Annotated in this window: 18 protein-coding genes; 9 read left to right on the top strand and 9 right to left on the bottom strand. The window is 39.8% G+C overall.

The annotated features are described in order from the left end of the window. The first annotated feature begins 186 nt into the window (after positions 1-186). The 8 genes from GQR38_RS09845 to GQR38_RS09810 all read left to right on the top strand — a co-directional run bounded on the left by GQR38_RS09845 (position 187) and on the right by GQR38_RS09810 (position 5412). Entirely contained in the window at positions 187-534 is a 348-nt protein-coding gene (locus GQR38_RS09845; protein WP_024593237.1) for a hypothetical protein, read from the top strand. A 129-nt stretch (positions 535-663) separates the two neighbouring features. Then, entirely contained in the window at positions 664-966 is a 303-nt protein-coding gene (locus tag GQR38_RS09840; protein ID WP_165721720.1) for a hypothetical protein, read from the top strand. A 114-nt stretch (positions 967-1080) separates the two neighbouring features. Then, a complete protein-coding gene (locus tag GQR38_RS09835) occupies positions 1081-1398 on the top strand; it encodes a hypothetical protein (RefSeq protein WP_165721719.1) in 318 nt (105 codons plus the stop codon). 501 nt (positions 1399-1899) lie between these two features. Then, positions 1900-2196, top strand: a complete 297-nt coding sequence (locus GQR38_RS09830; RefSeq protein WP_007584346.1) for a YcxB family protein — start codon at positions 1900-1902, stop codon at positions 2194-2196. Positions 2197-2698: 502 nt separating this feature from the next. Beyond that, positions 2699-4237 carry a glucan biosynthesis protein gene (locus GQR38_RS09825; RefSeq protein WP_165721718.1) on the top strand — a complete coding sequence of 513 codons (1539 nt, stop codon included), beginning with the start codon at positions 2699-2701 and terminating at the stop codon, positions 4235-4237. A 223-nt stretch (positions 4238-4460) separates the two neighbouring features. Further along, positions 4461-4823 (top strand): 2OG-Fe(II) oxygenase, encoded by a 363-nt coding sequence (locus tag GQR38_RS09820; RefSeq protein ID WP_101216351.1) that lies wholly within the window; start codon positions 4461-4463, stop codon positions 4821-4823. After that, entirely contained in the window at positions 4817-5065 is a 249-nt protein-coding gene (locus GQR38_RS09815; protein WP_165721717.1) for a DUF1272 domain-containing protein, read from the top strand. Before GQR38_RS09820 ends, GQR38_RS09815 begins: the two co-directional genes overlap by 7 nt. A gap of 44 nt (positions 5066-5109) precedes the next feature. Next, positions 5110-5412 (top strand): hypothetical protein, encoded by a 303-nt coding sequence (locus GQR38_RS09810; RefSeq protein ID WP_033023834.1) that lies wholly within the window; start codon positions 5110-5112, stop codon positions 5410-5412. A 118-nt stretch (positions 5413-5530) separates the two neighbouring features. Here the strand turns inward: GQR38_RS09810 and GQR38_RS09805 are convergent, their stop codons facing one another. The 7 genes from GQR38_RS09805 to GQR38_RS09775 all read right to left on the bottom strand — a co-directional run bounded on the left by GQR38_RS09805 (position 5531) and on the right by GQR38_RS09775 (position 13136). Next, positions 5531-6814 carry an allantoate amidohydrolase gene (locus tag GQR38_RS09805; protein ID WP_165721716.1) on the bottom strand — a complete coding sequence of 428 codons (1284 nt, stop codon included), beginning with the start codon at positions 6812-6814 and terminating at the stop codon, positions 5531-5533. A gap of 14 nt (positions 6815-6828) precedes the next feature. Next, on the bottom strand, positions 6829-8058 hold the full coding sequence (locus GQR38_RS09800) for an alanine--glyoxylate aminotransferase family protein (protein ID WP_165721715.1): 1230 nt from the start codon (positions 8056-8058) through the stop codon (positions 6829-6831). 3 nt (positions 8059-8061) lie between these two features. After that, positions 8062-8886: a sulfite exporter TauE/SafE family protein gene (locus GQR38_RS09795; RefSeq protein WP_024593246.1), complete on the bottom strand. Its 825-nt coding sequence runs from the start codon at positions 8884-8886 to the stop codon at positions 8062-8064. Continuing rightward, positions 8874-10457, bottom strand: a complete 1584-nt coding sequence (locus tag GQR38_RS09790; protein WP_165721714.1) for a gamma-glutamyltransferase — start codon at positions 10455-10457, stop codon at positions 8874-8876. Before GQR38_RS09790 ends, GQR38_RS09795 begins: the two co-directional genes overlap by 13 nt. Next, positions 10454-11659: an amidase family protein gene (locus GQR38_RS09785; RefSeq protein ID WP_165721713.1), complete on the bottom strand. Its 1206-nt coding sequence runs from the start codon at positions 11657-11659 to the stop codon at positions 10454-10456. The genes GQR38_RS09790 and GQR38_RS09785 overlap by 4 nt, the downstream gene beginning before the upstream one ends. 337 nt (positions 11660-11996) lie before the next feature. Then, on the bottom strand, positions 11997-12479 hold the full coding sequence (locus tag GQR38_RS09780) for a putative 4-hydroxy-4-methyl-2-oxoglutarate aldolase (RefSeq protein WP_165721712.1): 483 nt from the start codon (positions 12477-12479) through the stop codon (positions 11997-11999). A 3-nt stretch (positions 12480-12482) separates the two neighbouring features. Beyond that, complete coding sequence (locus tag GQR38_RS09775) at positions 12483-13136, bottom strand: TetR/AcrR family transcriptional regulator (RefSeq protein ID WP_024597735.1); 654 nt, start codon at positions 13134-13136, stop codon at positions 12483-12485. Positions 13137-13584: 448 nt separating this feature from the next. Here GQR38_RS09775 and yddG point away from each other — a divergent pair, with 448 nt between their 5' ends. Next, positions 13585-14499 carry an aromatic amino acid DMT transporter YddG gene (gene yddG / locus GQR38_RS09770; RefSeq protein ID WP_165721711.1) on the top strand — a complete coding sequence of 305 codons (915 nt, stop codon included), beginning with the start codon at positions 13585-13587 and terminating at the stop codon, positions 14497-14499. A 61-nt stretch (positions 14500-14560) separates the two neighbouring features. On the opposite strand, the gene GQR38_RS09765 is transcribed toward yddG, so the two are convergent. Together GQR38_RS09765 and GQR38_RS09760 are read right to left on the bottom strand one after the other, a co-directional pair. Beyond that, positions 14561-15241 (bottom strand): LytTR family DNA-binding domain-containing protein, encoded by a 681-nt coding sequence (locus GQR38_RS09765; RefSeq protein ID WP_165721710.1) that lies wholly within the window; start codon positions 15239-15241, stop codon positions 14561-14563. Next, positions 15235-16743, bottom strand: coding sequence for a sensor histidine kinase (locus GQR38_RS09760; protein ID WP_165721709.1), 1509 nt, complete (start codon positions 16741-16743; stop codon positions 15235-15237). The genes GQR38_RS09765 and GQR38_RS09760 overlap by 7 nt, the downstream gene beginning before the upstream one ends. Positions 16744-17002: the final 259 nt, after the last annotated feature.

Raw genomic sequence — 17002 nt, 5'->3', positions numbered from 1 at the left:
CACCAAATTTTCCAGTAATTCCTTCCAAAACGTCAATTAAAACAACACCAAACTCTTTTTATATTCCACGTAAAATACAGTAAAAGATTGAACCAAAATAGGAACTCAGCTATGGTTTGTTTATCAATAAAAACAAATAAAAAACGAGCCAATCTATAGGCCCGTTATAAACCATAAGGAAGTGTCATGAAAAAAATATTTGTCGGAGCAATAATTCTGGTTAGTTCTAGTGTATTCGCTAACCCATATAAAAGTGGGTTCGTTGATGTTTCAATTCAAACACAAGAAGGTAAAGAAACTTTTAAACTAGTTTGTCAGCCTAAAATCACTGTGGGGAAATTACCAAAAAACTGGGTTAGTTCTTGTAACGATATCGGCAAGAAACTTCTGGAGTTAGCTGTCGAAAACGGAGTGAAAGTCGATCCAGTTGACAAAGTATTTGGTATGGCTGGTGACTTTGCTCAAAAGGCTTCTAGTGATCTACCAGAAGATATTGTCCCCGCAGCAATTGTTAGCCGAGAATTTGGTAGTTAATGGTTTATAACAAGTAATAAACTAGGACAAATAACATTTTTCTGCGTCTCTATTTTAACTTACTATTATTTGGCTGTTAGAGCTATTCTACAGCCTCGTTATACGCTTCTAAAGCTCGGTGTAAATAAAATGTTTGATGATGCAATTAGACTTGCTACCAAATTACTTGAAAGCGATGATGATTACTTAAATATAGTTATGAATCTTTGTCAAATTGGAAATAAAAAGTATGGTCAATGCTGGAATACTGAGTTTCATGTATTTGGTGTAATTTCATCTGATACAGATCATTTACCTTTAATTCATGTTAGAGAAAGATGTTCCGCTGAGTTCTTAGTTAAATCAGATAAAGAGTTAGCTGAAATTGTAGAGTATTACCGATCTGATGTGGTGATAGCTTGTAATCTAATAGTGAGTAGTAAAAACGTATAACAAGTCGTAAAGCAGAACAAAAAAATCTGGTTTTTACTGCTATGTCGCTTACTTTAGCAAATATATTTTGCCTATTTAAGGCAGTACTAGATATAAAAATACAAGGATGCATAATTGAATTATTTAAATTGGTTACAAAAAACATACCCAGAGCTAAATGAGATATCAAATGAAACTATTAACTCTCATATCGACAAAGCAAAGTCTGATACAGAGCTTTTTAGGGAATTCATTAAAGTACTAGGTAGCTTATTTTTTATTATCCCGTTCAACTTATACCTTTATATTTCGGGTATTCAGGAATCTAACAGCTCTTTATATTGGTTGTTGGTTGTGGCTTCAATTGCTGTTGGTGGTTTTATCGGGCTTTATTGCGAGCAAAAGGTCATTAAAAAACGTCTTAAAAAAATAATACAGTTAAAGGCGTTTTGAATGACTAATGATGAAGGGCAGTTAGGGTGACCTTATTCTAACCGTTACGGAAATTATCAATTATAGAATGGTAAACAACTTGGCTTTATTAAGCCTGATTCTCTTTAAAATAAAAAGCGGAATATTACGGTCAATAAATGCATGGGTAAATTGATTTTAAGTTGATAGGAACTCAGTTATGGTTTGTTTATCAATAAAAAATAAAAAACGAGTTAATCTACAGGCTAATTATACGTATCTCAGATTATGGAGAATCTTTTGAATCTTAAAATTAAAACATCTAAAGCCGACTATGACGCTTTTTACGCTCACACAGCATCTAAGGTGTTGAAATCCTATACATGGATACCCATGCTTAAAAATGTGTGTCTTTGGTTGGTGCTAACTTTTAGTTTTATGTCTTTCTTTCAGTTTCAGTCTGGCGGAATAGAAAATAAGTTGTTCTTTTCTGTTTTCACATTATCCATTTTATTTTTTATTTACGTCGCTCTCAGTAAATTTATGGAAGTGAAAATTGCACAATGTTTTACACCAAATGAAAATGGAATAATGATTGGTCCTAAAGAGTTTGAAATAAGCGCTGATGGTATAAAAGAAATCCACCAATATGGTTATAACTTTTATGACTGGGATGTTGTAGAGCATATCGAAGAAGTTAATGGTTCAATCTATGTATATGTTGATAAAGTACTTGCCATAATTTTCAACCCTGAGTCGTTGAAACCTGATAAATGTAAAGAAGATCTTTTAGCTACGATGAACAAACACGTAACAACACGCCCTGAGGTGGACGACTAGTCAAATTTAGCTATTAATTGCAAATTTTAAAAGTGGTGAGCCTCTTTGTTTTTCAACACTTAAATGTAATCCTTATCAATTTAAATACCACAGTTCTATATAGGCTTACCCTTCACTTTTTACTGCTTATAATACGCTTTAGCCCAAATCAACTATGTAACTACAACGAATAGAAAAACCAGCCACTCTACAAGTATTTGCCTTGGAATAGTGGGCAACTAAAATCTAAATATATCCATACCTCTTGACGGCTTCGTCCAATAAACTGCGCTATTTCCGTTTATTTTCACTTCAGCGATATCATTAAACGCGCGCAATCGCCCTTAAAATTAATTCCCGTAAAAACAAATTAATTATGGGAGGTCCTGTAGTCAAATAACAATACTTTAGTAAACGCTAGTTCATATTACGTCACGTAATATCCATACAGAACTTTAAGTTAAACATACGTTCGTGCAGCGTTCCCATTTTTATTTGACTCAATTTATTGGACATTCTTTTTATGAAATTAAAGTTATTTATCGCAATTATTTTTAGCACTTCGATGTCGTCTTACGCGACAGAAGCAGTAGATAAAACGCAGTTTTCATTCGAAGACTTAAAAGCGCTGGCAAAAGCCTCAGCCGAAAAGCCCTATACGCCAACTAAGGTGCCAGCGCCGGAGTTAATCGATAAAATTACCTATGACGAACACTGGAAAATACGCTTTAAAGAAGATGAAACCTTATATCCAAGTGGAAAAAAGGCGCCCGTACAATTATTTTACCCTGGCCGATATTTTCCAGAGCCAGTAAGTATTTACATCAGAGACGATAAAAATCAGGTTCAAAATGTACCTTTTAGTAATGACGTTTTTAATATGCCCGATAATAGCCCAGCTCACGATCTCCCAGAAGGGTTTGGATTTGCAGGCTTTAGAATAATGCGCCCAGATATGAAACCAGATTGGATATCTTTTTTAGGTGCGTCTTATTTTCGTACCGACGGGCCAGAGGGGCAATATGGACTGTCAGCCCGAGGTATTGCAATTAATACGGGTATGAATCAGCCAGAAGAATTCCCGCGCTTTTCTGCATTTTGGATTGGCCCCGCAGAGAAAAAAGGTGAAAGTGTGTCTGTTTGGGCATTGCTTGAAGGGCCTTCTATCACTGGTGCTTATCGATTTGGTTTAAGCAAAGATAACAAAGAAGCTAAAGGCCATATTACCTCTGTAACGGCAAATTTGTATATGCGCGCCGATGTTGAACGCTTAGGTGTAGCACCGCTAACTAGTATGTATTGGTACTCACAAAAAGATAAAACAGAAGCTAAAGACTGGCGCCCTGAAATTCACGATAGCGATGGCTTAGCTATTCACACAGGATCGGGTCAATACGTTTGGCGCCCATTAAATAATCCTCAGTCGGTGTCGACCAATAGCTTTATTGATGAGAACCCAAAAGGGTTTGGTTTAATCCAAAGAGATCGTGACTTTAATAACTACCAAGACGACGGCGTATTTTACAATAAGCGTTCATCAGCGTGGATTAAACCTACTGACGATTGGGGCAAAGGCGCAGTACAGTTAATCGAAATTCCTACAAAAGATGAAACGTTTGACAACATTGTGGCCTATTGGGTGCCCGAAAAAGAGGCGCGCAAAGGTGATGAGTTTACCTTTTCTTATGATATTGAGTGGCGTCCACTCGATCCAAAATCAAAAAACCTTGCAAGCGTTGTAAATACTCGCCAAGGCTTAGGCGGAATTCCCGGCCAGCCAATTCCTGAAGGCGTTAACAAAATGGTGATTGATTTTGAAGGTCCAGTATTTAAAGGCTTAGATAACAAAAGTGGTATAAAGCCGATAGTTGAAGCCAGCAACGGTGAAATACTAGAACCTATTGGAGTTTATCCGGTAGTTGGTACAAACCAATGGCGATTAGCGTTTGACTACAAACAAGCTAACAACAATCCGGTGAACATACGCGCGTATTTAGTTGATAAAAATGATGAAGCTATAACTGAAACATGGGTAAGTGATGCAAAGGTAACGATTAAATAAGCATTAAAGTAAAACGGGTGGCTATATTTTGATTTGCTAGGTAATTATAGCCACCATAATGTCTTTTAAAACGCCAATCAAAACACCATTAAAACTCTCTTTTATATCCCACGTAAAATACAATAATCGATTGAATCAAAATATGAACTCGGCTATGGTTTGTTTATCAATAAAAATAAAAAACGAGTTAACCTGCAGCTTGTTAGCTGTTTCGAGGGATTGTATGTTTTTTTTGAGTAAATTATTTTGTTGGGAGCGAGGCCGACAAAAATCAGGCTACGATAAAATGTTGATTTGTGGTGCTACGTGGCCAATTAAATTTGATACATATTTGCTTAAATTCCCACAAGGAAGTGAAATAGCACCACACACAGACAAAGTTGAATCTGGTAAACACTATCGATTGAATATAGTGCTTAAAAAAGCAGATTTGGGTGGTGAGTTTATTTGCAGTGATCCGATATTTGAAACAAAGCGGGTTAAGCTATTCCGCCCTGATGTAAGTGAGCATCAGGTATCAAAAGTTATAAAAGGTAATAGATATTTACTCAGCATTGGGTGGATAAAAGGGAGCTCTAAATGCTAGATTTAAGACCTAATTGTGAATGTTGTGATAAGAATCTACCTGCACAGTCCACAGAGGCTTTTATTTGTTCATTTGAATGCACATTTTGTTCTGGCTGTGCCCAAACGCTGTTAAATAACGTGTGCCCAAACTGCTCAGGTAATTTGGTTCAGCGGCCAATTCGCCCTTTGGCTGCACTAAAAAATTACCCAGCATCGACTAAGCGGGTATTAAACGAAAGTGTTTGTGCGCCAAACACATAAGAACACAAAGTATAATAATTACATTTTCTGAATATGGAGATCTGATGAGAAAATCCTTTGAATTTACTATTAAGTCAATCAAAGTTAAAATAATTAACAATTGGTTTAGTGGTGCTAAATTATATGTGAATGGTGACTTACGAGATACTGACAAAACTTTGTTAGCTATTAGGAATAATACTTTACTATCTGCAAATTTAGGTGAGTTGGGTGTTCTAGAAATCAAGCCATTATCGGGTTTAATTACCGTTGAAATGGATGCATATTTGGTTAATGGTACAAACATTCAACATGTATATAGCTCACATAAACGCCTTAGCCTAAAAGAGCAAAGGGCAGTCCGATAAAGCTACTTTAAATAACGAATATTCCTGCATTTAGTAACAACCTCCAAATGACTTTGAGGAGGTTTAAGCCCCTAAGCATACCAAGTTAATATACTTGGTTTACTCGATTACCTTAAAATCACTCACACTCTTTCACATAAAGTAAAAGCGCGCTGTACATTACACTGAGTGCCTTTGTTACATCGCTGTCGATAACTGCTTCTGCAGGGTGGTGGCTTATACCGCCAGGGCTGCGTATAAATAACATGCCAATGGGGCAAATAGGCGCGATTGCCATTGCATCATGCCCAGCGCCTGAAGCAAGTGAAGGCGATGCTTGGTTATTGAGTTTACATGCGCTTGAAAACAAATGCTGAATTTGAGTATCACACGCAACGGCATCGGCGGCATGAGTCCATTGCCAATCAAGCGTTAAATTGCGTTTGCTTGCTATAGATTGAGCGCTGCTTTGTATGGCGCTTAGTAAGTTAGCGAGATCGGTGTCGCTTTGTGCGCGTGCATCTAGGCTTATGGTTGTTTTGCCTGCAATCACGTTTGTAGCGCCGGGGCGCGACTGTATTTGCCCTACGGTGGCAACTTCGCCATTTTTAGCATTGTTTGCTAGTTTTTCGATTTCGGTTACTAATTCAGCGCAACCAGCTAGGGAATCCTGACGTAAATTCATAGGGGTTGTACCCGCATGACCACTTTGACCTGTTAGGGTAAGCATGGCGCGTTTTGCCCCTGCAATAGCCGTTACAACGCCTAACGCCTGATTAACCGATTCGAGTACTGGCCCTTGTTCAATATGAGTTTCCCAGTAACCTAGTAATTCGTTTTTGTTTAGTGCGGCCTTTGCATAGTCGTTAGGGTTTAAGCCAAAGTCGAGCATGGCTTGGCGCATAGTTATACCGCTTGTATCTTGTATATTTAGCCACTGTGGGTCAAACTCGTTAGCGAGTGCTTTTGAGCCAATTAAAGTTGTGGCAAAGCGAGTGCCTTCTTCATCGCAAAAGCCCACTACATCTAAATGAAAGGGCAGGTCGAGCTTTAGCTTATTTGCAAGCGCTGCAATCTCTATCCCCAGTAGTACACCTAAAATACCATCAAATGCACCTGCGTTTGGTACTGTGTCGAGGTGCGATCCTATAATTAAACGTTTAGCATGTGGGTTTGATGATTTAAGCCGCCCCCAAAGGTTGCCCACTTCGTCTTGCCACGATTGCATGCCTGCCTCAACCATCCACGATGCAGTAACGTCGTTACACTCTTTGTGCTCTTTTGATAAGTACACTCGGTGAATGCCGCCTTGCATTTGCGATAGTGCGCTGAGGGTTTTACAGCGAGATAAAGCGCGTGCTGCGTGGGTATTGGCACGTTCTTTACCTAATAAAGGGCTGTGTTGTGGGCTTACAATCGTCATGCTAAATCCTTTTTTTATTTATAGTGAGCAAGGGCTGCAATGGCGGCCTCGCCTTTAGGGCCTTTGTAACCGTTGGCATGTAGGCAAGCGTCTAAACTTGCCAATGTTTGTAGTACGGTGTCTTTTCGGGCGTTGTAGCCCATAGTGCCAATACGCCAAATTTTGCCATGAAGTGGTCCAAACGAGGTGCCAATTTCTATTCCAAAATCGGTTAGCATTTGTCCGCGTACGTGATCGGCATTAATGCCCTCGGGTATATACACTCCCAGTACGTTGTTCATTTTATGTGTTAAATCGCCAAATACATTTAAGCCGAGTGCTTGAATGCCCGTTAGCATGGCATCGCCATGTAATTTGTGGCGCGCTACGCAGTTATCCACGCCTTCTTCAATGACTATGCGGGCGCATTCTGAGGCGCAATACAGCATGCTAGTGGCTTCGGTATGATGATTTAGGCGCTCCTCTCCCCAGTAATTCATGATCATACCTAAATCAAAATAGTTAGAGCGCACAAAGGGTTCTGTGCCATCGGTATGGTCGGCCGTGCGAATGCCTGCTTCTACCTTTTTGCGTTTTTGGATCCAATCGGCGCATTTATCGCTTAGTGTTAATGGCGCTGACCCAGAAGGACCGCCTAAACATTTTTGTAGGCCAACCGAAAGTGCATCGAGTTTCCATTCATCGACAGGAAGTTCGTTACCCACAATAGATGCGGTAGCATCGCAATAAAATAGTACATCGTGCTTTTGGCAAATATCGCCAATATACTCAAGAGGTTGGTTCATGGTGGTGGATGTATCGCCTTGTACCATAGCAAGTACATGGGGTTTTACATCAACAATGGCTTCTTCGATTTGCTCTGGCGTAAACACTTCGCCCCACGGTACTTCTATTGTGTGCACCTTTGCGCCAACGCGTTCTGCTATTTCAGCAAGTAGGTGGCCAAAGCGCCCCATAATTGGCACTAGTACTTTATCGCCTGGGCGTAAAATTGAGCATAATACGGCTTCAATCCCTGCGCGCGATGTGCCATCTATTAGCATGGTCCATTCGTTTTTAGTTTTAAAAATTTCGCGGTAACGCGCCATGGTTTCGTTCATAAAACCGGTCATTACTGGGTCGTATTGACCTATAAGTTGCGCCGACATAGCACGTAAAACACGAGGATCTGCATTAATTGGGCCTGGTCCCATTAATAAACGCTGTGGTGGGTTTAAGGTTTGAACTTGCGTGTTATTAAACATATTTTAGGCTCCCAGAGTCTGAATGAGCATGCGAATGCCGGTTATCATTAAGACAACGGCAAAAGCGCGTTTTAGTTGTTTTTGATCCAGCTTGCTACCAATTTTTACGCCAATAGGTGCAAATAAAATAGTCAGCGGAATAATAAGAAAAAAGGCAGGGAGGTTAACTAACCCCCACGTACCTAGGGGAGCATCGGTTGGCGTTGTGCCAATACTTAATAAGGTAATAACACCTGGTAGCGCAATCAATAAACCAAAAACGGCCGCAGTACCTACTGCAACATGGGCGCGTACATTAAATGCGTTTAGCATAGGTACGCCAATAGTACCGCCGCCTATGCCAATCATTACTGACAAACCACCTACAATACTTGCCATAACGCCTTGACCAAATTTACCTGGCAGTTGTTTTACAAGCGCGGGTGCGCCGGCTCTAAATAACATGTTTAAACTGACTAAAATAGCAATGCAGGCAAACATGAGCACTAATGCGTTACCGCGAACGGTATGAGCAATAATACTACCGACTACCGCCATAACTAATATAAACGGTGCCCAGTATTTTATTAGCGCAAGGTCAATATTCCCTTTGCTATGATGCGAGCGAATAGATGAAAGCGAAGTAGGTACTATGGTTGCAAGTGATGTGGCGGTGGCTATCATCATTGCCGACTCTGGGCTTACGCCAAAACCTTGCAGTAAAAAATACAGCACAGGTACGATAACAATACCGCCGCCTACACCAAAAAGTCCTGCTAAAATTCCGGCAAAAATACCGGTTGCTATTAAGGCCGCTACTATTGGCCATTGGTTTATTATTTCTGACATTGTGTTCCTGCTGTAGTTACTGTTGCACGTCCATCTGAACGAGGATCTGTTGCAGCTTCAAGGCGTGTAGGTGTATCTAAAATAGCCCCAGCGTGCCCCATCATTTCGTTATTATTATCAACGCTTACCCAATCGTGGTCACGTTGATTTAATTCATGTTCTATATGAAAAACTAACCCTTTTTCAATTTTTAAATTTGTACTTGTATCGCCCCATGTGCGTCCAAGTAACCAACGAGGGTCGCTGATTGCTTGTTTTATTGATTTATTTCGCCATGCGTAGCCTGCAAAAACAGCGGCTTGGGTTTGTGGTTGTCCTTCACCGCCCATTGTTCCGTAAGCAAGTCGGCGACCATCGCTAAACTTTGCCATTGCTGGATTAAGTGTATGTGCAGGCTTTTTATTTGAGGCAAGGTTATTGGTATCTTTATTGTTTAAACTAAAACTTAAACCTCGGTTATTCCACACAAAGCCGCCTTCGCTCATTAGTATTCCGCTGCCAAATTCCCAGTAAATACTTTGAATAAAGCTTACTAATTGCCCGTTTTTATCTCTTGCAGCCATCCACACTGTATCGCCAGGCTCTGCGTTAAATGGCCATTTTTTGGCTTTGGCCATATCAATATTGTTAGCAAGTTGGCTTAAGCGATCATCGGTTAGTGCGTTTTTATAATCGTCCCCTAATACTTCAGGATCAGCCCAAAGGGTAGGGCGATGGGTAAAGCTTTGCTTGGTTGCCTCTACAATTAAGTGTGTCCAGTCGGCATCGGTTTTAGCTAAATGCTTTAACTTATTTACGGCACCAATTATTTGCAGCGAATGCACGCCCTGTGTTGGCGCGGGTAAGTTGTAGCAGTCAATACCACTTAGGTTTGCATTTAGCGGGGTAACTACTTCGGCTTGGGTACTTGCAATATCATCTGTGGTAATCGAGCTGCCTGCTTTGGCTAAATCAGCGGCAAATGAGTTGGCAAGTGCACCTTCATAAAATGCGTTTAAACCCTGTTTTGCTAAGTGCTCAAATGTTGCTGCAAGTTTAGGGTTTTTAAAATGCTGACCTGCTTGCAAGGGTTTGCCATTGGGTATGTAGAGGTTTTTAAACGCGTCATTGGTATTGTTAGCAGCGGCTAGTTTTTCGCAGCCTGCCTGCAAGCTTTTTGTAACGGTAAAGCCCTCGCGAGCAAGTTTTATTGCGGGCGCTAAAATTTTTGAAAGTGGCAGTGCTGCGTGTTCATCAAGCTCAAGCGCTTTTTGCCAACCGCGTATTGTACCCGCTTGAGTCAGTGCGCTTAATCCGCCGCGCTCTGGTATTTGCGTGTGCGAGTTATAGGGTGTTGTATTAGTTGCTGCGCGGCCGCAGGCGTCAATAGCGGTGGGTGTTTTTTGATTGGGATTATCGATAAGCCAAAAGCTGTCGCCACCAATTGAGTTCATATGTGGATATACAACGCTAATAGCAGCTGCTGCGGCTACCATAGCCTCGGTAGCTGTACCGCCTTGTTTTAGTATATTTATACCCGCCTCAGTGGCCGAAAAGTGAGACGCGGTAAATGCAATGTTGTGTGTGGTCATGCCGGTGTGTCCTGTTTAAAGTGTGCAGCTAATTGTTGTACGCAAGCAAGTAGGCTTTTATCGTTACCGTGGCTCATCATTAGTGAAAAACCATAAGGATGATCATTTGCTAAATCAGCCAGCGGTAAATGCACTTGCGCTGAGCCACTAAGGCCCGCAATTGCCGAAAGCGTAATAATTTGCATGCGTAAGGCGCTTGTGTCGGCGCCTAATTTAGGTGCGGTTGTGGGTGTGGTGGGTAAAAATAAGCAGCTGTGTTTGTTTAGGTTTTTAGCGACTATTGTTTGCCACTCGTGCTGTATTTTTAACGCCTCTTGTTCTTCTTGCTCGGTTAAAGCCAGTGCCATTTTAAAACGAGCCGCAATTGCTGGCGCAAAATGAGAAAGCTGATCTGGGAGTTCAAGCCAGTCTCGGTGCGTTTTAGCAATCGCACGACCTTGTAATATTCTAAAGGTATCGGCAAGCTCACTTAGTAAACCAACGTTGGGGAGCTTAAAATCGATATGATGATTAAAATAAGGTTTGGTTTTTTCTAAAAGGTTACCCAGTGGTGCTTGTAAAGAGGAGTCAACAAGTTCAAAGAGTGCTTCGCAAATAACCAGCGTATTTACTTTATTAATAGGTTGTTGTGGTAATAATACATCGCCAACGCTGCTTAATAGCTCGGCGCTTTGGGTAAGCCAACCTATAGTATCAAAAGGCGGTGCCAACGGTATTAGGCCGTCTTTTTCAATCACGTTATGGCTTGGCCTTATACCAAATAAACCACAATAGCTGGCGGGTATTCTAATTGAGCCGCCAGTGTCGGTGCCTAAGCCAATATCGGCTAAGTTAGCAGCAACGGATGCAGCAGACCCCATACTCGAACCACCGCAAGTATGCCCTTTTAATTTAGGGTTTTGTGCTGCACCATAATGAATGTTATTTCCCTCTAAGCTGTAAGCAAGCTCATCGGTATGGGTAAAGCCTGTAAAGCTACAACCCTCGTCCATTAACATATTTACGGCACTTGCTGTTTGCTGGGCCGGTTTTGCTGCTTTAAACCAGTGTGGGTTACCTGCGCTGTTGCGCTCACCTTTAACAGCAAATACATCTTTTATTGCAAGACGCTTATTAATAAGCGTGCCTTGGTAATGTGTTTGCCATGCCTTAGGACCATGGTCACAAAAAATACCGGTCGTATTATTATTTTTGCTACTCATATCACCACTCGTTATAAAAAATCTGACCAAGCAGTTCAGATTTAGAGTGATTAAAAAGACGGATTAATTTTTATTATTTTTCAGCTCACTGCGTAACATCTTGTTTTTATTTTACAGAGCCTAATCCGCTTTTTAATCGGTTAGCTTATTATATTGTTTAAAACCTAAGCAAGAGGAATGCCACAAATTAAAATCCTGTCCAATTGGTCAGGATTTGGCGAGTTGTATGAGGTTAGTAAATATGGGCTGTAAAAATAGTGGTATTAAAATGAGCTAAAACAAACCAATTTGGTGCGCAGGTGCACCAAATTGGTCTTTATTTATATGGTTGTGAGCGCTAAATAAGGGACGTTTTACTGATGATTAAACCGTTAATATCGGCGTAAACCCAATCGTTAGGTTCCATGGTGGTGCTAAGCATGGTAACAGCTTGGTTTTTATCACCAAAGCCGCGCTTTAAGGTACTACGCGGTGTTGAGCCTAGCGCCATTACAGGTAAGTTCATCGTGGCGAGTATTTCTATATCTCGGCAACAGCCATTTATTATTACGCCTTCCCAACCATTATTTAGGGCACGCTCAGCCATAATATCGCCAATAAACGCAAAGCGTTTGCTCGCAAACCCGTTTATAACTAATACTTTACCTTCACCATTTTCATGCAATATATCGGCAGCAAAAGAGTTGTCTTCTGGACAGGTAACTGTAACTACTTTGCCATAAAACGTGGTTTTTTTACCAAAGTGATAAAGGCCACTGTCGGCTACTTGCACGTTATCGCGATGATCGTCAAATAAATCGGGTGTAGTAAAGGATGTCATGGGTTAAGTCTCACTTTGCTCAGGTATTTTAAGACCAATACCTTTTAAAATTATGTGGGCAATTGATTGCGTAATTTGTGCCACATCGGTTTTGTCGTACTCTAATTTGTTCATTACGAGTAAAACCTCAGCCTGAAAGTCGGCGTAATACTGCGTGGTAGACCAAATAGTAAAGAGCAAATGGTAGGGGTCAACCTTATCCATTTTATCTGCGTCCATCCACGCTTGAAGTACATCAACTTTTTGCTTAACCCAAGGGCGGGTATTGGTTCTAAAGTAGTTTTGTAAATAAGGGGCACCGCGCAGTATTTCACTGGCAAATAAGCGAGATTGCATTGGCTGATTTACGGCGAGTATTACTTTACTTTTAATATAGTTATAAAGCACGGTAGCTGGATCGTCGTTAATTGTGACGTTATCGAGCCCTAAGTTCCAATTAGCTATTATGCGGTCGATCACAGACTCGTACAGACCATCTTTACTTTTAAAGTAATACAAAATATTAGCTTTTGGCACCTGCGCTTCTTTAGCAACCATGCTCATACTTGCTCCGTCGTAACCTAATTGCGAAAACAATTGCTCGGCGGCATCTAAAATTAGTTTTTGGTTTTTTTCGCGTGTTACTTCTTTTTTATTTGGTTTTATTTGTGTGGTCATTGTTGAGTTTGCGTGTTTAACGTATTGATTGATTGTAGCTTTACTGACCAAAAGGTCAATTACTAAAAAGTGTGAATGTAAAAAACAGGGGAAGAGGTTTAAGCTATAAACTTTAGGGTCTGTTGATCTTTGCGGATTAAAATTTGTTCAAACTAGGGGCTATTTAATCGCGGCGCGAGATTTGTAACCTAGTGGGCTAAGTAAAAACCGAGCAACAAAAAGTAAGTAGTCCCTAGGAAGAACCCTTTGGGCAGCGCCTGTTTGGCATTAATGCTACGTTATCGCCCATTTATGGGGAATAACCACACTATATAGGCTCTGCCTTGCCTAAATACCAAACAGACTGCTGCAAATTTAACCTTGAAAGATCAACAGACCCTAATTGTTTAATTAAATAATTACTGTTAGTTTAGTTTCAAATTTACGAGTAGTACTTTTGGATTGGCAAATGGAGTTTTTAAGCAAAAATAAATACACGCTTTATGGAGTTGCTGCAATATTACTGTGGAGTTGCTTAGTTGCATTACTACGGGATATTTCTGAGTTGTTTAGCCCCATCGGTGGTGCTGCGGCTATGTACTCTGTCAGTGCGATATTTTTAATTTTGGTTATGGGAGTGCCTAAGTTTAGTGGGTTTTCAAGACGCTACTTGGTAGTAGGTACTTTATTATTTGTATCGTACGAAATTTGCTTGGCGCTTTCTATTGGTATGGCAAATAGCCGTCATCAGGCAATGGAAATGGCGGTTATTAATTATTTATGGCCCACGCTGACTATATTGCTCTCTATTATCATTGGTCGCAAAAAAGTAAGTTATTGGGTGTACCCAAGCATGATTATTGCTTTTTTAGGCGTTGCTTGGTGTATTACGGGCGATCAAGAAATGTCACTCGATACGCTTGTAGCTAACTTTGCTGATAATCCTGTTACTTATTTAATGGCATTAACTGCAGCGTTTATATGGGCTATTTATTGCGTGGTTACGCAAAAGCTGAGTAATGGCAAAAATGCCATTACGTTATTCTTTACTGTTACGGCAATGAGTTTATGGGCGCAATATGGTTTTAGTAATGAAGCGCCATTAACGTTTTCACTCAGCTCAAGCATAACATTGCTATTAGCAGGGGTAGTGGTAGGGAGCGGGTATGCACTGTGGAACCAAGCTATTATTGGCGGTAACTTAATGCTGCTTGGCACACTTTCGTACTTTACACCGGTGTTTTCTACTATTATTTCAGCGCTGTATTTATCTATTACGCTGAGTGCTTCGTTTTGGCAAGGTGTTGTGCTGGTAACGGTTGGCTCGCTAATTTGCTACTTTGTAACGCGAGAAAAGCCGCAAAGGTTAAGTGCTAAATTTTAGGTCCGGTGTTAGGGAAAAGCTTAAAGTTATGTTTTAGATAAACATAAAATAAGATCTCAGGTTAAATAATGTCGCGCACTTGTTGTTTAAATGACTTGCCAATTTTAACTGACACGCCTGATGCTAGTTGAACGCTTTCATTACTTAACGCAACAACTTTATTTTTGTTAATCACGTAAGATTTGTGGACTTGAATAAATGAAGTATCAAGTTCCTGCAATATGTATTTGAGAGTACTGCTTGCAAGTAATGATTTTTCACCTTGCCATACTCTTACGTAATTACCATACGCTTCAAACATGTCTATATCGCTTAATTGAATTTTATGTTTTTCACGATCGATTTTAAGCGTAATAGTCAGAGGTGCCTTGGGATTTAGCGTTATGTGTTTTCTTTTTTTCCGTACTTTATTGAGTGCTTGTTCAAGGCGCTGCGCAGAGACTGGTTTTAGTAGGTAGTCAGTTACGTCAAGTTCAAAACCGGCTAAAGCATATTCTTGATACGCACTAATAATAATCACTTGTGGTCGATTCGCGAGCACTTTTAGTAATGCAATCCCTGATAGTTCGGGCATGTTTATGTCTAAAAATAACAAATCAATAGATGATGTGGCTAAAGCACATAATGCATCTTTAGCGTTAAGGTATTGTCCGCTTATATTAATATCTTTATGGGCACTTAAATGATGCAGTATAACGTCATGCGCGAGCGGCTCGTCATCAACAATTATTGTGTTTAGCATGCAGCCAGCTCCAATTTAAGTGTGGTTTGCCAAAGGTTTTTATTTTCATTAATAATTAATGTGTGCTTATTTGGATATAAAAGAGTTAGCCTACGGCGTAAATTGTTAAGTCCCATCCCATGCTCTGAATTGTTATTAGGTAGAATAGGGTTAGAGGAAAATAGCGTTAGTATGTTATCGGCCATGGTGATTTTAAACACAACCGTTACTTTTTGTGACGTGGGCTCTACACCATGCTTTATCGCGTTTTCTAAAATCATTATTAACAGTAGCGGCGAAATTAAATAGTGTTGTTGATGTTCAGGCCATTGCACATCAAAGTTGCAGCGCTCAGCGCTTCGCAAACGCTGTAATGCAATAAAACCTTTTAAGTAATTGATTTCTTTTTCTAAACTCACCTGTGCTTTTTGGCCTTCATAAACACTGTAACGCAGTAAATTAGCTAATTGCATAACAAGATCTGGTGCATTATCTGCTTTTTTTAATGTCAGCGCGTAAAGGTTGTTTAATGTATTAAATAAAAAATGAGGGTTAATTTGCTGCTGAAGTAGCATTAGCTCTGTTTTTGTTTGTTGCTGGGCAATGTTGCTAATTTGAACGTGTTGTTGCTGTCGTTCAAACGCTAAAATAATCGGTGTGCTTATAGCTAAAAACAAAAATACGAACTGATAATTTTCAGGGCTGAAAATATTATCATTACCGCCTGGTGTTAAGTTAGCAATGCCTGAGGGTAAATCGTTAATAGGTAACAGTAGCAAGCACGATGTTAATATAGGTGTAAGTACAACGAGGCTTATTAAACTTGCAAACAAAAATATTAATACGCCATGATAGGTTAATACGTAGCGTATTAATAAATATCTATTTAATAAATACACTCCATATACTAATCCGGCACAAACAGTAATTTGCCAAAGGTAACCCAAAAAAGTATCAAACTGTGTGAATACTTTATAAACATCAATAACAGGCTCAATAGGCTGGTTTAACATAGGATCAGTGTGCGTATTGAGTATGCTTGATGTAACTATTGCCCAACCTAAAAGTACTATAAACACGACTGTATCAAGTGAAAACAAGGATTTAAGCCATTTATTACTCAACACATTGTTATTTTTATTAGTGCGTTTAGTAATAAGCCATATACCACTTGCAGATGCGCACAGTGTCCAACATTGTGCATCAAGATATTGCCATTGCGAAAAGTTAAGAAGTTGGTTATTAAATACTAGCAAGAGAGATGGATAGGCTAAAAAGCCTAACAGCCAAACTATGATTGCGGGTGTAAGTAATAAACGATATGCAAACGCATGGGCAATAAAAAAGGGAATACACTGTAAAAAAAGTTGAATATTAATAGTCAGATATTGGCTAGTTGAATCCATATGTGATGACAAAAAGCGTATATGAGAGTCGAGCATAATAGCGGCTATTAGCGGTAAAAAAATTATTAGCTGGGTAATGCTAAAGCGTTGCCATATTGGTGTATTGGCTTGCTGCATATGTGACTCCGTTTTTATTATAGTTTCTGAGCGGGTACGCTTAGATAAAATTGTCTTTTTATTTTAAACATTACCTTTGCACAATTCACTACGCTGAGCGCGCTAGTTTATCCATAAAACTGTTTAAATCATAATTTATTTTTAAAATAATTATTTAATTTCATAGGGTTAATAACCGTTTTAAGCATACTAGGCCGTTTATTTAAATGATGAAAGGTCATATTTAAATGACCAACGTTACTTTTTTATGTTCATCATT

The organism is Pseudoalteromonas sp. c7(2019) (assembly GCF_011378625.1).
In the GTDB taxonomy this organism is placed as follows: Bacteria; Pseudomonadota; Gammaproteobacteria; order Enterobacterales; family Alteromonadaceae; genus Pseudoalteromonas; species Pseudoalteromonas arctica.
This window is presented reverse-complemented; position numbering and strand designations above follow the sequence as displayed.

Bases quoted from the DNA above. Each gene is read 5' to 3' on its own strand.
- GQR38_RS09845 (WP_024593237.1), top strand. From the start codon at position 187: ATGAAAAAAATATTTGTCGGAGCAATAATTCTGGTTAGTTCTAGTGTA.
- GQR38_RS09840 (WP_165721720.1), top strand. From the start codon at position 664: ATGTTTGATGATGCAATTAGACTTGCTACCAAATTACTTGAAAGCGAT.
- GQR38_RS09830 (WP_007584346.1), top strand. From the start codon at position 1,900: ATGGAAGTGAAAATTGCACAATGTTTTACACCAAATGAAAATGGAATA.
- GQR38_RS09825 (WP_165721718.1), top strand. From the start codon at position 2,699: ATGAAATTAAAGTTATTTATCGCAATTATTTTTAGCACTTCGATGTCG.
- GQR38_RS09820 (WP_101216351.1), top strand. From the start codon at position 4,461: ATGTTTTTTTTGAGTAAATTATTTTGTTGGGAGCGAGGCCGACAAAAA.
- GQR38_RS09815 (WP_165721717.1), top strand. From the start codon at position 4,817: ATGCTAGATTTAAGACCTAATTGTGAATGTTGTGATAAGAATCTACCT.
- GQR38_RS09810 (WP_033023834.1), top strand. From the start codon at position 5,110: ATGAGAAAATCCTTTGAATTTACTATTAAGTCAATCAAAGTTAAAATA.
- GQR38_RS09805 (WP_165721716.1), bottom strand. From the start codon at position 6,814: ATGACGATTGTAAGCCCACAACACAGCCCTTTATTAGGTAAAGAACGT.
- GQR38_RS09800 (WP_165721715.1), bottom strand. From the start codon at position 8,058: ATGTTTAATAACACGCAAGTTCAAACCTTAAACCCACCACAGCGTTTA.
- GQR38_RS09795 (WP_024593246.1), bottom strand. From the start codon at position 8,886: ATGTCAGAAATAATAAACCAATGGCCAATAGTAGCGGCCTTAATAGCA.
- GQR38_RS09790 (WP_165721714.1), bottom strand. From the start codon at position 10,457: ATGACCACACACAACATTGCATTTACCGCGTCTCACTTTTCGGCCACT.
- GQR38_RS09785 (WP_165721713.1), bottom strand. From the start codon at position 11,659: ATGAGTAGCAAAAATAATAATACGACCGGTATTTTTTGTGACCATGGT.
- GQR38_RS09780 (WP_165721712.1), bottom strand. From the start codon at position 12,479: ATGACATCCTTTACTACACCCGATTTATTTGACGATCATCGCGATAAC.
- GQR38_RS09775 (WP_024597735.1), bottom strand. From the start codon at position 13,136: ATGACCACACAAATAAAACCAAATAAAAAAGAAGTAACACGCGAAAAA.
- yddG (WP_165721711.1), top strand. From the start codon at position 13,585: ATGGAGTTTTTAAGCAAAAATAAATACACGCTTTATGGAGTTGCTGCA.
- GQR38_RS09765 (WP_165721710.1), bottom strand. From the start codon at position 15,241: ATGCTAAACACAATAATTGTTGATGACGAGCCGCTCGCGCATGACGTT.
- GQR38_RS09760 (WP_165721709.1), bottom strand. From the start codon at position 16,743: ATGCAGCAAGCCAATACACCAATATGGCAACGCTTTAGCATTACCCAG.